At 63.2% G+C, this 15,819-nt stretch carries 14 protein-coding genes; all 14 read right to left on the bottom strand.

Annotated features, from left to right (window positions below):
• Nucleotides 1–13: 13 nt before the first annotated feature.
• Nucleotides 14–1,576, bottom strand: coding sequence for a Do family serine endopeptidase (locus AC1D17_RS20535; protein ID WP_477567169.1), 1,563 nt, complete (start codon nucleotides 1,574–1,576; stop codon nucleotides 14–16).
• Nucleotides 1,577–1,791: 215 nt separating this feature from the next.
• Nucleotides 1,792–2,256 carry a cytochrome c-type biogenesis protein gene (locus AC1D17_RS20540; RefSeq protein WP_477567170.1) on the bottom strand — a complete coding sequence of 155 codons (465 nt, stop codon included), beginning with the start codon at nucleotides 2,254–2,256 and terminating at the stop codon, nucleotides 1,792–1,794.
• Nucleotides 2,253–4,241 (bottom strand): heme lyase CcmF/NrfE family subunit, encoded by a 1,989-nt coding sequence (locus AC1D17_RS20545; RefSeq protein WP_477567171.1) that lies wholly within the window; start codon nucleotides 4,239–4,241, stop codon nucleotides 2,253–2,255. The genes AC1D17_RS20540 and AC1D17_RS20545 overlap by 4 nt, the downstream gene beginning before the upstream one ends.
• Nucleotides 4,238–4,690: a cytochrome c maturation protein CcmE gene (ccmE, locus tag AC1D17_RS20550; RefSeq protein ID WP_477567172.1), complete on the bottom strand. Its 453-nt coding sequence runs from the start codon at nucleotides 4,688–4,690 to the stop codon at nucleotides 4,238–4,240. Before ccmE ends, AC1D17_RS20545 begins: the two co-directional genes overlap by 4 nt.
• Nucleotides 4,687–5,841, bottom strand: a complete 1,155-nt coding sequence (gene ccmI / locus AC1D17_RS20555) for a c-type cytochrome biogenesis protein CcmI (protein WP_477567173.1) — start codon at nucleotides 5,839–5,841, stop codon at nucleotides 4,687–4,689. Before ccmI ends, ccmE begins: the two co-directional genes overlap by 4 nt.
• 96 nt (nucleotides 5,842–5,937) lie before the next feature.
• Nucleotides 5,938–6,387, bottom strand: a complete 450-nt coding sequence (locus AC1D17_RS20560) for a hypothetical protein (RefSeq protein ID WP_477567174.1) — start codon at nucleotides 6,385–6,387, stop codon at nucleotides 5,938–5,940.
• A gap of 191 nt (nucleotides 6,388–6,578) precedes the next feature.
• Complete coding sequence (locus tag AC1D17_RS20565; protein WP_477567180.1) at nucleotides 6,579–7,967, bottom strand: ATP-binding protein; 1,389 nt, start codon at nucleotides 7,965–7,967, stop codon at nucleotides 6,579–6,581.
• 100 nt (nucleotides 7,968–8,067) lie between these two features.
• The gene (locus AC1D17_RS20570; protein ID WP_113246111.1) at nucleotides 8,068–8,754 is read right to left on the bottom strand and encodes a response regulator transcription factor; all 687 of its coding nucleotides are present in this window, start codon (nucleotides 8,752–8,754) and stop codon (nucleotides 8,068–8,070) included.
• 118 nt (nucleotides 8,755–8,872) lie between these two features.
• Nucleotides 8,873–9,124, bottom strand: a complete 252-nt coding sequence (locus tag AC1D17_RS20575) for a hypothetical protein (protein ID WP_477567175.1) — start codon at nucleotides 9,122–9,124, stop codon at nucleotides 8,873–8,875.
• A gap of 234 nt (nucleotides 9,125–9,358) precedes the next feature.
• On the bottom strand, nucleotides 9,359–9,565 hold the full coding sequence (locus tag AC1D17_RS20580; protein WP_264219472.1) for a hypothetical protein: 207 nt from the start codon (nucleotides 9,563–9,565) through the stop codon (nucleotides 9,359–9,361).
• A 61-nt stretch (nucleotides 9,566–9,626) separates the two neighbouring features.
• On the bottom strand, nucleotides 9,627–13,469 hold the full coding sequence (locus AC1D17_RS20585; RefSeq protein WP_477567176.1) for a baseplate multidomain protein megatron: 3,843 nt from the start codon (nucleotides 13,467–13,469) through the stop codon (nucleotides 9,627–9,629).
• Between the two features lie 5 nt (nucleotides 13,470–13,474).
• Nucleotides 13,475–14,005, bottom strand: a complete 531-nt coding sequence (locus AC1D17_RS20590) for an NlpC/P60 family protein (protein WP_477567177.1) — start codon at nucleotides 14,003–14,005, stop codon at nucleotides 13,475–13,477.
• Entirely contained in the window at nucleotides 13,980–14,870 is an 891-nt protein-coding gene (locus AC1D17_RS20595) for a DUF2163 domain-containing protein (RefSeq protein WP_477567178.1), read from the bottom strand. Before AC1D17_RS20595 ends, AC1D17_RS20590 begins: the two co-directional genes overlap by 26 nt.
• The gene (locus AC1D17_RS20600; protein ID WP_477567179.1) at nucleotides 14,867–15,508 is read right to left on the bottom strand and encodes a phage distal tail protein, Rcc01695 family; all 642 of its coding nucleotides are present in this window, start codon (nucleotides 15,506–15,508) and stop codon (nucleotides 14,867–14,869) included. Before AC1D17_RS20600 ends, AC1D17_RS20595 begins: the two co-directional genes overlap by 4 nt.
• Nucleotides 15,509–15,819 lie beyond the last annotated feature (311 nt).

Here is a 15,819-nt window from a genome sequence, read left to right on the forward strand (position 1 = left end):
CAGTGGAACCGGATCAGCCCTGGCTGATCGGCAGTGCCACGAAGCGGCTGGCGTTGTCAGCCTCGATCTGGAACAGCGCCTTGGTGCGTCCGTCCTTCTTGGCGGCCTCGATAACCTTGAGGATATCGTCGGCCGACTTGACCTCCTGGTTGTTGACCGAGACGATCTTCTGGCCTTCCTTCAGGCCGCGATCGCTGGCGTCGGAGTCCGGATCGACCGACGAGATCATCACGCCGTTGCCGTCATCCGAAGGAGTCACGGTGACACCGAGATCAGCCAGCGCCTTCTCGCTCGAGGGCTGCTCTTCCTGCTGCTGCTGGTCGGGCACGGAGGCTTCCTTGGTATCGGCAGGCAAGGTTCCGACTTCGAGCTTGACGCTCTCGGCCTTGCCGTCACGCCACAGAGCGACATCGACGCTGGTGCCCGGACGCATCAGGGCAATCTTGCGAGCCAGCTCGCGAGGACCCTTGATGGTGTCGCCGTTAACGGCAGTGATGACATCGCCCTTCTTGATACCGGCCTTCTCGCCGGGAGAACCGGCCTGCGGCTCGACGACAAGCGCGCCGCTTGCCTCGGCAAGGCCGAGCGATTCAGCCACATCCTTGTCAACCGGCTGGATCTGCACGCCGAGCCAGCCGCGCGATACTTCGCCATCCTTCATCAGGTCGGTGACGACATCCTTGGCGACGGAAGCGGGAATGGCAAACGCGATACCGACATTGCCGCCCGATGGCGAGAAGATTGCTGTGTTGATGCCGACGACTTCGCCGTTGAGGTTGAAGGTCGGACCGCCGGAGTTGCCACGGTTCACCGCCGCATCGACCTGCAGATAGTCGTCATAGGGGCCTGAGCCGATATCGCGGCCGCGGGCCGAAATGATGCCCGAAGTAACGGTGCCGCCAAGACCGAAGGGATTGCCGACGGCCACGACCCAGTCGCCAACGCGAACCTTGCTGTCATCAGCCCAGTTTACATAAGTGAACGTGCGCTTGTCATCGACCTTCAGCACGGCCAGATCGGTGCGGCTGTCCTTGCCGACCAGCTTGGCGTCCAGTTCCGTGCCGTCGTTCAGAATGACCGTGAAAGCGGAGCCGTCGGAAACGACGTGATTGTTGGTGACGAGATAACCGTCTTCAGAGATGAAGAACCCCGAACCCTGCGATGTCGGGCGCAGGCGGCCCGGCTTGCCGTCGCGCGGCCCATGGTCACGGTCGGCATGCTTGTCGCCGTTCGGACCGCCGAACTCCTTGAAGAAGCGCTTCAGCGGGTGGTCGTCCGGGAGTTCATCAAGGCCACGGCCGCCGAAATCGAAGCTGAAGCCGTTGCCGTCGCTGGCGTCATCGGAAACCGGATTGGCACGCGACTGCACACGCACCGAAACAACAGCCGGCGAAACGGCATCGACGACATTGGCAAAGCTCGGAACCTGCGGCGCTTCGACTTTGACGGCGGCGGCAAAGGACTGGGTGACGGCGGCAGGAATGCCGGTCGACATCATGACAGCCGCCAGGCCTGCAACGGTCGAGGTTTTCAAAACGGTCTTGAGGGAGGGACGCAGTGCGTTTGTCTTAAACATCCGATTTGCCTTTTCTCTTCGTGTACGTTTGGCTGACTGGAGGAACAGCCGATGAGAAAGGAATAGTCGAACGCACCTTACTGACTTGTGTCCGCAGGATGAACTTTTGGTAATGTTGGGTGGAGTGTCGGTAGTCGGTAGTCGGTAGTCGGTAGTCGGTAGAAAAAGGCTCTTCAATCGCCAGAGCGCTGCAACTACCCACTACTCACTACTCACTACTCACCTTTCCTCAAAACAGCATCCAGCCGCGCCTGCTCGTCCGCGGACAGTGCCGTTCCGGTCGCCTTGCCGGTCCTGCGCCTGATAGCAACAAGCATTGCTGCGGCACCGGCCAGAAGCAGCACCACCGGAGCGCCCCACAGAATGAGCGTCTTTACCTCGAAGCGGGGATTGAGCAGGACGAACTCGCCGTAGCGCGAAACGACATAGGCAATGACCGCCTCGTCGCTATCGCCGTTGGTGATCCGCTCGCGCACCAGAAGGCGCAGGTCCTTGGCAAGCTCGGCATTCGAATCGTCGATCGACTGGTTCTGACAGACCATGCAGCGCAATTGCGCCGACAACGCGCGTGCGCGTGCCTCCAGCGCCGGATCGGCCAGCACCTCATCGGGATTGACGGCAAAGACCGGCGAGACCGGCAGCAGCAGCAGGAAGACGATAACGAGGAGCCGCCGGATCATTGTGCCGGCTCCAGAACCGGTTTCTTCTGCTTTTTGGCGCGAGCCGGAGCACCGACCCGCAAGCGTCTGTCGCTTAGCGAAACAGCGCCGCCTGCGATCATGAAAAGCGTCCCGAGCCAGATACACAGGATCATCGGTTTCCACCAGATCCTGACGACGACCCCGCCGTCCGCCATGCCGTCACCCAGCGAAATATAGAGTTGGCTCAGCCCGAACGTCCGGATACCCGCCTCGGTGGTGGGCATCTGCCGCGCCGTATAGAGCCGTTTTGAAGACCAGACCTCGGCAACATCGACGCCTGCGCGGCTGATGGTGAAATGACCGGATTCCTCGCTATAGTTTGGCCCGTTGCCCTTGCGCAGGCCATCGAAGCGCAGCGTGTAACCGCCGGCATCCGCGGTCATGCCAGGCTTCATCTCGGCAATGTGTTCGGTCTCGAACGCGGTGACCGCGACAATGCCGATCAGCGTCACGCCGAGCCCGATATGGGCCAACGCTGTGCCGAAAACCGATCGCGGCAGACCGGACAGGCGCCGCAAGGCGACGGCGCCCGTCACCTTGCCAAGGCCTGAACGCAGGAAAAGCTCCGTCAGCGAACCGGCGATCATGTAGGCACCAAGCGCGATGCCGAACAGCGCCATGACCGGCCCACCATTCTGCGCATAGTAAATGGCACTTCCCACCACCAGACCGAACGCCACCGCGGCAAACAGGCGTTGTCCGGCCCCCAACAGATCGCCACGTTTCCATGCGAGCAGCGGGCCGAAGGGCACGGCCAGCAAAAGCGGCAGCATCAGCAGGCCGAAGGTCATGTTGAAGAATGGCGGACCGACGGAGATTTTCGCGCCTGTCAGCGCTTCCAGCGCCAGCGGATAGAGCGTGCCGGTCAGCACGGTCGCGGCAGCCGTCGTCAGGATCAGATTGTTGAGGACCAGCGCGCCCTCGCGCGACATCGGCGCGAACAGGCCGCCCGCTTTCAGATGCGCGGCACGCAAAGCAAACAGCGACAACGCGCCGCCGATGAAGAGGATCAGGATGATCAGGATGAAGACGCCGCGTGTCGGATCGGTCGCGAAGGCGTGAACGGACGTCAGCACGCCGGAGCGCACGAGGAAGGTGCCGAGCAGCGACATCGAAAACGTCATGATCGCCAGAAGCACGGTCCAGATCTTCAGCGCCTCGCGCTTTTCCATCACCAGCGCCGAATGCAACAGCGCCGTTCCGGCAAGCCACGGGATGAAGGACGCGTTCTCGACCGGATCCCAGAACCACCAGCCACCCCAGCCCAGTTCGTAGTAGGCCCAGTAGGAGCCCATGGCGATGCCCGCCGTCAGGCAGGTCCAGGCGGCCAGCGTCCACGGCCGCACCCAGCGCGCCCAGGCCGCATCGATACGGCCCTCGATCAGGGCTGCGACGGCAAACGAGAAGCAGACGGAAAACCCGACATAGCCGAGGTAGAGCAGCGGCGGATGAATGGCCAGCCCGATATCCTGCAGCACCGGGTTGAGATCCCGTCCCTCGCCCGGCGCGTCCAGCAACCGGTTGAAGGGATTGGACGTCAAGAGAATGAACAGCGAGAATGCCGCCGCGATCCAAGCCTGAACGGCCAGCACATTGGCTTTCAAGGTCTCCGGCAGATTATCCCCGAACACGGCGACAAGCGCCGAGAAAAACGTCAGGATCAGCACCCACAGAAGCATCGAGCCTTCGTGATTGCCCCAGACACCGGAGAACTTGTAGATCAGCGGGATCTGCGAGTGCGAATTCTCCCAGACGTTCTGAACGGAGAAATCGGACGTCACATGGGCGTAGGTGAGAACACCGAACGACAGGGCAACCAGCAGGAACGTCGCCTTGGCCGCTACGGTGCCGATGTCCATCAGCGCCCGGTCGTTCCGCAGCGCGCCGATAATCGGCAGTACCGCCTGCAGCAGCGATGTGGCAAGCGCCAGAACCAGCGCATAGTGTCCAAGCTCGATGATCATCGGATATTTTCCTTGCCGCCGAGATTGACGCCCTGCGCCTTCAGCCGGTCCGCCACGTCCTTGGGCATATAGGTCTCGTCATGCTTGGCAAGCACGGTATCGGCAACGAACACCGGGCTCCCCTCCTTGAAACTGCCTTCCGCGACAACACCCTGCCCTTCGCGGAACAGATCCGGCAGAATTCCGGTATAGGTCACCGGCACCGTGTCCAGCGTATCGGTGACGCTGAAGGTTATGGTCATGCCTTCGCCGCGCTTGAGCGAACCATTCTCGACCAGACCACCCAGCCGGATGCGCGTGCCCGGCGCAAGCTGGGCCTTGGCGAGGTCGCCTGGAACATAGAAATAGGCGATTGCCTGGCTGAACGCGACCATCACCAGCAGCACCGCCGCAACGATGAAACCGACCCCGCCGCCAATGATCGCCAGACGCTTCTGCTTGCGGGTCATTTTACGCCTCCATCGGCCTTCAGCCCAAGCTCGCCTGCCAGCGCCAGCAATTGCTTGCCCTCGTCGCCATCGGCCGGAAAGGCGGCCAGCCCCTGTTTCAGGGCATCCGCTGCCTTGTCCTTCTGGCCAAGCACGGAATAGGACCGGATGATCCGCATCCATCCCTCGAAATTCTTCGGATCTGTCTTGAGCTTTTCGGCAAGGCTGCCGACCATGCCCTCGATCATCGCCGTGCGATCGCCAGCACTCATGTCCTTGGCGGCGGCGATATCGTCACCGGTCGGATTGCCCAGCGGTGTTGCTGCCTGCTGCGCCGGGGCTCCCAAAGCTTCACCCTTGAGACCGGCAATATGCTGATTGACCAGCGGCAGCCAGGGGGCGCCCACGGGCGATGTCCGGACAATCTGCTCGAACGCGGCCAATGCCTCCGGCGCCTTGCCCTCCTGTTTCAGGGCAAGCGCCAGGTAAAATCGCGCACGTGGATCTCCGGGTTCGATCACCAGCAATTTCTGCAGCGCGTCGCGCGCCTCGTTCGTCACCAAGCCGCCGGACAGCGCGATCAGACTTTCGGCATATCCGCCCAGACGCACCGGTGTCGCCCCAAGTATGCGCAGCGCGTTGCGGAAAGCCACAGCGGCTTGCTCGATGCGGCCGCTGCGATAATAGATCGGCGCCAAAACATCCCATCCGGCACCGTCCTCAGGATTGGCGACCAGTTGCTGCTCGGCCCGTGCAATCAGAATGTTCATGTCGTCGCCCGGATTGGCGAGACGCGCGGACAGCGGCGCATCCGGCACATCCGGATTGCCGGTTCGCAAGTAAAGACAGAGCCCAACGGCAGGCAGGATGAGGATGACGGCAAGCTGTGCCAACCGGTGGCCGCGCCTTACCGGCGAAACCGGGCCGGAGGCCTTCACAGCGTCCGTCGCGGCCAGGAGGCGGCGGGCCACCTCGGCGCGCGCAAAGTCCGCATCTTCGCCGGAAATCAGGCCGTTCTTCTCGTCGCGCTTCAGCTCTTCGAGCTGGTCGCGATAGACTTCGACGTCATGGGATTGGGGAGCCTCGGCGCCGGCGGCGGCGCGCAGCAGCGGAAGCAGCAAAACAGCGGCAACGGCCGCCGTCAGAATGGCAACTAGGATCCAGAACAGCATGTGCGCTCAATTACTATGCGGAGCACGCCATTCCAATCGGAAAACGGGAAATGACGGAAATTTGAGGCGTTTCGCCGCAACGGCGCAATGCGCACATCAGCCCAGCGGCGTCCAGGTGCCGTCCGCATTGCGGCAGGCAGCGCCACGCGCAACACTCTCCTGCCCCTTCACCGTCACGGTATGACTGTATTGGCGGCAGTTCTGCGACCCCACCTGATACGGTGCCGCCGCAACGACGGAACCGCTGATGCCCGATCCCTGCCAGACAACCGGCTGTCCGCCACGAGCCGCTTCCAGCGCCCGGTATTCCGCCTCCAGCGCACGCTGACGATCGGCCTTGCTGATCGAAAGCCCGGCTTGACGGCCGATAACGCCACCCTCAAGCGCTGCGATATAGGAGGCCGATGTCTTGGAGGTCGCCGCAGCACCGCCCTTGCCGCCATCGCGCGACGTGGTTCCGCAACCGGCAATGATCAATGACAAGGCAATCAGACATGCGGCCGGAGAGGCAGACAGAATGGTCGGGAAACAGGACTGGTTCTTCATCGTGTCGGACAGCTCTTACGGTTTCCGGTGCATCGGCAGGTTGCGGCCCGGCGTCAGGCCGATTCATGGCTCACCATCTTTTTACATTCCCCGCCCAAGCAGGCAACATCGGAGAGGCCGAACCTGCTGCATTGCAAAATTTTGCCCGCGATCCTGTCAAAAAAGTCACGCGATGGCCCAAACGCGTGTCATCATGACACAGCCGGCAGCACGATCAGTGCCTTCAGCCCACCCCGTTCGCCCCGCGACAGCCCGAGAGTGCCTTGATATTCACCGGCAATCTCGCTGACGATCGACAGGCCCAGTCCGGTCCCCGGCTTGCTTTCGTCAAGCCGCCTGCCCCGTTTGATGGCAACGGCGATCTGCTCCGGCTCAAGGCCGGGGCCGTCGTCTTCCACCTCGATGGCGATCCAGTTGCGCCGTCCCGGGTCTTTTCCCTGAACGCCGTCTGGCGCGATCTGTGCCGTGACGTGAACCTCTTCGCCGGCATAGCGCGCCGCATTGTCCAAAAGGTTGCCGACCGTTTCCTCGACATCCTGCTGCTCCATCGCCAGGATCAGGCCGGGGGGAGAGACAGTCAGCAGAAAGGTCTTTTCCGGATGCAGCCGGCGCATGACGCGCACCAGCCGTTCAAGCACCGGCTCGACCTCGGTGCGAGCGAGAACCGATTCCCGCTGTGCTGCGATCCGTGCCCGGTTGAGATAGGACTGCACCTGCATCTGCATCGCATCCGCCTGCGCCTTGACGAGGTCGCCATGCGGCGCCTCGAGTACCCGCGCCTCGTTGATCAAAACGGCCAGCGGCGTCTTCAGCGAATGCGCGAGATTACCCACCTGCATGCGGGCGCGCTCGATGATGCGCCGGTTGCTGTCGATCAGTGCGTTGACCTCGCTTGCCAGGGGCTGGATTTCACGCGGGAACTCGCCGTCCAGCCGCTCGCTTTCGCCACCTCGGATCTTTTCCAGCGACCGCCGTGCCTGATCGAGCGGCCTGAGACCAAAGAGGATGGCCAGAGCGTTCATGCCCAGCCCCCCGAAGCCGAAGATAGCCAGCGCCAGATAGAGATTGCGGTTGAAGTCGTCGATGTCGGCTTCCAGCACATCGCGATTGCCAGCAACCCGGAAGCGGGCGGTATGTCCCTGGATATCCAGCACGACTTCCGTCTCCGCCACCTCGACCTCGTTGTTGAAGGAATCGACGGTCGTGTAGAAACGCTCGTAGCGAATATCGAAGGGCACTTCATCGACGCTGGCGATCGGCAGTTTGCCCGAGCCGAGCGAGGTCGATAGGAGCGGTGGCGTGTTGAATTCGCCGATCGGCTCGACGATCCAGTACCAGCCGGTCTGCGGCTGGGAGAAGCGCAGATCGCCCAGCTGCGGACTGCCAGCCAGCACGGACTTGTCGTTGACGACGATCGAATTGATGACGTTGTAGAGCTGGGCGCGCAAAAGATCCTGAAAGCCGCGCTCCGAGCCCTGCCGGTAAAGTGTCGAGATCACCACGCCGATCACCACCAGCGCCGCCACCGCCCAGATGGTGGAAACCAGAAGAACGCGTGCGGTCAGCGATCGCGGGCGCAGCATCATGGGTATCGCCGAACGGGCTGGCAGGACAACGCGGCCGCGCCATGTCCGGCATGGGTAGCTGCCCGGTCTTTCCGGTTGAACATGGCGATCCCGCTCAGGATTTCACTTCCTTGCTGGCCATGCCGGGCGCCTGCATGCGATAACCGAGGCCTCGCACCGTTTCGATCAGGTCGTTGCCGATCTTCTTGCGAAGCCGGCCGACGAAAACCTCGATCGTATTGGAATCGCGGTCGAAGTCCTGATCGTACATGTGCTCGACCAGCTCCGTGCGCGAAACCACCTGCCCCATGTGATGCATCAGATAGGACAGGAGCCGGAACTCGTGCGAGGTGAGCTTCAGCGCCACCCCGTTGACCAGCGCCTTGGAGCCCTTGGTATCCAGCCGCACGGGGCCGCAGACGATTTCGGAGCTTGCATGTCCGGCCGCGCGCCGGATCAATGCGCGGATACGCGCCAGCACCTCCTCGACATGAAACGGCTTGGTGACGTAGTCGTCGGCGCCGGCATCGATGCCTGCAACCTTGTCGCTCCAGCGGTCTCGCGCGGTGAGGATCAGCACCGGCATCACCTTTCCGGCACCGCGCCACTTTTCCAGCACGGTAATACCGTCCATTTCCGGCAGGCCGATGTCGAGAATGACGGCGTCATAGGGTTCCCCCTCGCCGAGATAGTGACCCTCCTCGCCATCGAAGGCCTGGTCGACGACGTATCCGGCTTCCTTCAGAGTGTCCGTCAGCTGACGGTTGAGGTTGACGTCGTCTTCGACCACCAGAATGCGCATGAACAGACTTTCTTCCCTTGCGCGCCAGCATCTTCCAAAGATTGTCCGTCGCGTTGCAACACCAGACTTACTGCTTACCCTATTTCATCCGTTTCGAGAATGTTTTGAAGGCCTGCGGCTACATCGGCACGCGCATCGTCACCTTTTTCGGACGGCCGCCATTGCCGGGGATCAGCACAGTGACGACACATTTGCCATCGCCGGTCGGCTGGGCCGACAAAAGCTCGCCACCGGTCTTGGCGACGACCTCGGCTGCCGCCTGTCCACAATCGCCGTCCACCACGACAACCATCGATGGCACATCAATCGCCGGCGGCGCGAATCCGGAAAGGCCCGCAGCAAGCGTTGCTATGATCAAGGGTGAGGACATGAACGCACTTTCGACTTGAAAACAATATTGGCGACCTGTGAAGCATCGTTGCAAATTTAATAAACGATACAGTCTGAATGGCAAATGAATGTCCTGAAAACCGCACGTTTTACGCAATCTTGAGCTACAGCATAATTCCTTGGATCGGTACCGGTTTAAGGAAAAATCATGCAGCAAATTTAAAGTGCTGCAGCGACCTTTTTGTCCGTCGTGAACAACACGCGGCGCTGTAGTCTAACGCAACCGCTTGCGAGCGGAAATCCGGCCCCAGATCGCGACCAGCCCGCCCACCGCCGCGACCAGCGCGGTCAGTCCGTCCACAACGCCGCTTTCGTCCTCAGGCGCAATCTCCAGTCCCAGCAAATTGGCGCAGGATGCCAGGATTGCAACCACACCACCCCAAACGGTCTTCGACATGTACCAGGTTTTCAAATCGTTCATTTGACGCTCCTCGTCCCGTTCGCTTCTTGGGTTGAGTTTGGTTTAATGGAGGGCCGCAATTTTATAGGCTGAGCAGCGCCTGCGCCGGCACGCCGAACGCGACCTTCTGGCCGCGCTGCCGAATGCGAATCGACAATACTGTCTGCGGCGCGCCGAAATCGGCGACCTCAAGGCCCGCCGCATAGTTCAATGCGGGCTCGGACACATCGAAGGACCGCTTGACGGCCGCCCCATCGAGGATGTCGAGGCGATACGCTTCCTGGGTCTCATCCAGAGCGATATCGCCGTCAAGCCAATGGTCGGCATCGCGGCGTGCGCAGCGGATCCAGGTGATCTTGATATCGCCGCTCTCGATGCGCCGCGCCCGCAGGTGCACCGGCGCAACCGGCGTCTCCGCCCGCAGGCCACCGGCAAAAACAAAGGGGCCGCTGGGCGTGGCGGCCTGCCCGCCTGGCTCGGCGATCCAGTTGATCGCACGCCCCATTTCATCGGCGCTCAACCCAAGCGGCCTGACGGCCGTGTTGAGCACGACCACCGGAGCACTGGCAACGCTGCCTGCCAGCATCGCATCCGTGGTCCCGTTCAGCCCGCGCAAAAGCTTGGAAAGTCGCCAGCGGCCGGCAGAGATTTCCTCCGCGTTCTGGAAACCGACGACCTCCCAAACGCCATTTGCCGCAAGGATCGCCAGCCGGTTCAGCCCGTTGAGGACGGATAGACGGCTCGCCGAAGACAGCCCGCCGAAATAAAGGTCGAACGTCAGCGTCCGCGCCGCATCAAACCTGCCGGTGACACCCGCACCGAGCGCCTCCGTCAGAACACCGGTCTGTGCCGGCTGATCGAGCCGCACCCGTGTCTGAAAACCTTCCGTCGTCGCCGATGACGAAAGCGTCACCGCCCGCCAGGGCCGGGCAAACACAGCGGCGCGCGCGAACGTGCTGGCATCCCCCGCCTCGTATTGCGGCAGGTCCATCAGATGCACGATCGGCGAGAACCCGGCGGATGGTGTACGCGGCGGGTCGATCAACCGGGATGGCCCGGCAGGACCGCCACCGCTTGACGGCACGAACGCCCGCGCCTCGACCGAACGCACCGCCCCATCCTCGATGCGGCTGACAAGGAAACTGCCGGCTGGCCCTTCGTCAAAGGCGACGATATCGCCCGGCTCGAAAGCCAACGCCGCCGGCGACAGCGAAAAGCGAACGCTCCGGCGCGAGACCTGATGATCCCGAAGCGCATCCTCGACGGCGCTTGCCGCAGCGCCATCGTGCAGGACGCCCGGCACCGAAAGCCGCAGAACCCGGTCATTGGCCGGCGATACCCGGCGCGAGCGGGCGGTCGTCCGTTCATAGGCGTTTTGCGGATCGAAGTGATCGAGGATGGCCTCGCTGCCGAAATCGCTGTCATGGCCGCGCGTTTCCTCAAACAGCGCTTGCTCGTCGATATCCGCCAGCACCGGGACGATCGTCGGTTGCGCCGCCTGTTTCATTCGCGACCGGAAGCGCAACGTCCCGCCGTCTTCGACCGCATCGATCTGCAACGCCGCCATCAGCGGTTCAAGCACGTCGCGCGCCGACGCCTGCTCCGATTGCACATAGCCGCTCAGGTCGCCACTGACGCAGCTCACATCGCCGCCCTCAAATCCGTGATCTGCAAGCACCGCCGCAATGACATCGGCAGCCGTGGAAGCGCCAAGCCGGCCGTTCAGCCAATGCCCGGTCTGCCAATTTTCGCCATCGGACCAAAGCGCGGTATTCTCCGGAAAGGCCGGCATCGGCCGCGCATCCCAGGTCCAGACGAACATGTGACCCGGATCAAGGCATGCGGGTGCCCCCGGCCCCTGCCAGAACCGGTGCTGCGCCTCCAGAAACCGTCGCTGCATGGCATCACCACGCGCGCCGTTCGAATGGTATGGAACCGCCGTCTCCGACGATTTCGGGTCGGTAAAGACGTTTGGCTGGTTTGCCCCCTTGTCGATCGCCGGGCAGCCCAGCTCGGTAAACCAGACCGGCTTGGAGCCCGCAACCCAGGCCGTCGTCACCGCCTGCTCGACACTGGCGATCCGGTTGCGATGCGTCTGTCCCCACCAGTTGGCAATATCCTTGTAGCGGTAGACCCAGGGCTTTGCCGCCAGTCCGTCGGTGATCGGCGTGCGGATACGATCGCGGCGGCCGTCGCTGCCAGCATAATACCAGTCATAGCCCTCGCCGGCAGCGACCATCGCGCCCATCGCGTCGACGTCTTCCGCAAGCCGGAAACCATCCGGATTGCCGAGCGAGGAATCGCTGTCGCGCCAGTCGGACAATGGCATGTAGTTGTCGATGCCGACGGCATCGATATTGGCCGATGCCCAGAGCGGATCGAGATTATAGTGCACTTCGCCCGATCCGTCCGGCGGGTGGTAGCCGAAATATTCGCTCCAGTCGGCGGCGTAGGTCAGCTTGGTGCCCACCCCGAGAATCGCCCGGACATCGGCGACAAGGCCGATCAGCTTCTCGACAAACGGAAAAGCGCCCGCGCCATCGCGCAGCTGCGTCAGCCCGCGCAGTTCGGAGCCGGCGATGAACCCGTCGATCCCGCCTGCCGCTGCCGCCAGAAGCGCGTAGTGAAGCACCAGCCGGCGATACCCCTCGTCCGCTGCCGTCGATGTCACCGACGTGCCGGAAACCGAAAAATTTGCCGCCGTGGCGTTTCCGCAAAAGGCTTCCACCTGCGTGCGCGCCGCCATTGTCTTGTCGGCGCTGCCGACCAGGCCCGGCGCCGGATGCGCGGTAATGCGCCCACGCCAGGGATAGGCCGGCTGTCCGGTTCCGCCATAAGGGTTGGGCAACGTGTTGCCGCCGGGAATATCCATCATCACGAATGGATAGAGATAGACCTTGAGCCCGCGCGCCTTCAGGTCGGTGATCGCCGCCACCACGCTTGCATCGCCCGGCGTGCCGCCATAGGCGGGGCCGCCGCCATTCTGGCTGATCAGCCTCGCCGCACCCCGTGGAATCCCCGACACGGACCAGGTCCGGCTTTCCCCGGCCCGCACCGGCGTCTCCACGCCGGGCACGATCCGGCACTGGCCTGCCCGCAGATCCGTCCCGAACCACGACACCACCAGCGCCACGCGCTCAAGGTTCGGGCACAACGCCTGCAATTCGTCGATCGACGCACGCCAGTCGGAACTGGCGTGGAAAACATTGCGGTTGATCAACCGGCTTGCGCCGGCGCCTGTCTCTTCCTTCACCACGCCTGGATCATAGCCGTGCTCGCTGGAGCCCGGAATGATCGTCACAGCCCGGATCTGCTTTTCCAGCGCGCCGGCGGGTCTCAGTATCTCGAACTGGATCACCGGAATACGATTGCCATAGCTGTCCAGCGGCAACCGCTCGAACACCGCGTAGGCCAGACCGCGATAGGCCGGCGCCTTTCCCGCCCCTTGCTTGGCCTCGATCAGCGGATCGGGCAATTGATCGCCTGTGCCGCGATAAAGCCGCATCTCGATCCCGGTCAGATCCAGTTCCCGCCCGTCCGCCCAGACCCTGCGCACGCAGGCAATCTCGCCCTCGCAGATTCCGAGCGCAAAATTGGCATAGTAGCGAAACGTCTCGACCCGCGGACCGCTCGCCTTGCCGCCCTGCCGCTCAACGCGAACCTCCTCCTCGAACCGTGTCGCCCAGATCAGCGTACCGCCAATGCGCACCGTGCCATAGGCGCGGGTGATCGCCGTGCCGTCCTCGGCGCCAGGGATGCGCGCATCGCCCAGCCGGGCGCCGGAGACCGTCCTCGTGCCGTTGATGATCGAGCGGTCGATAACCGAACCGGCCAGCGCGCCGGCCGCCCGGCCGAGCGCTGCCCCGACAGGGCCGAACACGCTACCGAGAGCGGCGCCCGCCGCCTGCAGAAGAATGGTTGCCATGGGCGTCAGACCTTTTCGGGAAAGCGAAACACGCCGGCGATCCGCCGCCGCCAGGAGGGCACGAGCGCGGACTCGATCACCGCCGCCTGTTCGTAGGCATGGATGAACCTGTCATCGGCACAAAGAATCCCGGCATGCTTGGCCGGCAAATCCAGCCGCCAGCAAAACAGCAGGAGATCGCCCGGCCGCATCTGCGCCGCCGTCAATTCAGCCCCGAAATGCCGCCGTGCGGCGTCCCGCAACCAGTCCTCGCCGCTGCGCTCCGCCCAGTCTGGCTGATAGGCCGGCGGCAATTCCGGCTCCGTGCCATGGAGTTCGCGCCAGACGCCCCGCACCAGCCCCAGACAATCGCAGCCGACGCCCTTCAGGCTGGCCTGATGCCGGTACGGCGTGCCGATCCAGCTGCGCGCGATCGAAATGATCCGCCCGGCAAATACGGTTTCCTTACCCTCCCCTTGAGCGGGAGGGTCGGCGCAAGGCGCCGGGGTGGGATGATCGTACCGGACAACGTCACTCATAAAGCGCCCGCCCGTCATGAACCGCATCGCCGTCCGCGTAACCGAAGGCAAAATCCGTCCCCGGCATATGCGGAAACCCCTGAAAGTTCAGAGAGTTCGCAAATTTCTCTCCACAGACGCCAAAACTCTTGTCGCATCCCGCCGTCACCGTGAATGCGTCTCCCACCGCAAGCGGCAGAGGCGGCGGCAGCCAGAGGGAAAGCGTGACGTCGTCCCCGTCCCGGCGATGATCCTCGATGTCGCAGGCATGTCCGGCATTTGCACCGTCCACGAACCCGAACACGCCGTACCGGTAGTACCCCGCCACCATCGCATCGAGCCCCGACACCCGGATGCGTGTTTCCCCCAGAACAGAGATGACCGTGCCACTGCCCCGATAGGCCGGCTTGCTCAAGTCCACCCCGCACCGCCCGTCCCCCAGCACGGCGTCGCAACGGCGCCCGTAAATCCGTCCCTGGACCTGATCCAGCCGATGCGTCAGCCGTCGCAGTTCGGCGCGAAAGGCACCGCCTGCACGCACCACGTCGCCGATCTCCTGCATCCGCAGCAAAATGCGCTGCTCTGGCGCCTGCCAGTTCACCTGGAAAACCTCGACGCGCGCACCGTCATAGCGTCCGGCGATCACGTCCGCCTCGCTGATCGCGGCGCTCGAAAATCCGCCGGCAACCTCGCCGGCCTCGACGGAGAGCCCGCTCGCCGCCTCGCTGTCGGCCGCCTGAAAGCCGCTGGCGGCCTGAAAATCGGTGCCGTCGAAGCTCAGATCGTGATCGTGCTCGGTAAAGCCGAGCACCACCGCATCGCGCCGCGTCACCCGCCAGCAATGGCACATCGTCGTTGCGTCACCCTCAAGATGGTCGGCGAGCGCTGCCGGAAGCGTTCTCATGGCTTGATCTCCACCAGCGGAATGGTCGGAATGCGCCCGGCCTGAAACTGCGCCAGATCGACATCGATCCTGTCCGTATCGAAACGCACCGGCACGTCGAATTCGAACCCAGCCCTCACGACCGCGCCGCTTACCGGGATTTTCGCTGGCAGGAACGTGACCCGCCCTGTTGCCGCATCGAGCGTAAAATCGGCGGGAGCGGCCGCCGTACCGGCAACCGAAATCGCCACCGTTGCTGCTACCGGCTTGGCGATCTCGCGCACCGTGGCGCCACCCGCATCGCCATAGGTCTTCACCAGCTGGAACACGGCCGTCACGCCATCGCCCGTTCCGATCACCTGATCATTGGCGCTGACCGCCCCACCCGGAGCGCAGGACTTGAAATCCAGCGGATCGCGAAACCGGAACCCGTAAAGCTGCCCCGCCCGCGCCTCGAAGAATTCGAGTACCGCGTAGAGATCGCCGATCGACCTGATCCCCGATCCGGCATCGTAGTGCCTCCGCGCATCGCGCCAGCGCCGGTTGCGGTTCTCGCGCCCGTTCGAAAGGCTGACAATATCGGTGCGCCTGACCGGCCCGCCGCTCGTCCCCAGCGCCAGCCGCAGGGGAAACCGGACCTCATGAAATCCTGTTGGCATGATGTTTTTCCGTTGTGGGTGGAATCGGTTGGCAGGGAAACTTCAGGGATTGCTGCAGGGACGACGGCGCTTGTCTCCCGCTCGCCTGCCGGCTACCTTCGCCCCGCAGGCGGAGTGAACGAACGAGATGCGACCTCCGTCGCCTTGTGTCCCCGCTCCCCATCCGCAGGCGCGGGCACCTTCCGCTCCTTTGCGTCCATGAGGGCGGCGCGGGCTTCGACCTGCCACCAAAGCGGGCCATCCGTTTGCGTCGGAGATGACGCCTCGATCTTTTCTGCGTGATAAGCAATTTGGGATCAAAAAATCTCGGT

The sequence above is a fragment of the Pararhizobium sp. P1_E7 genome (assembly GCF_056405855.1).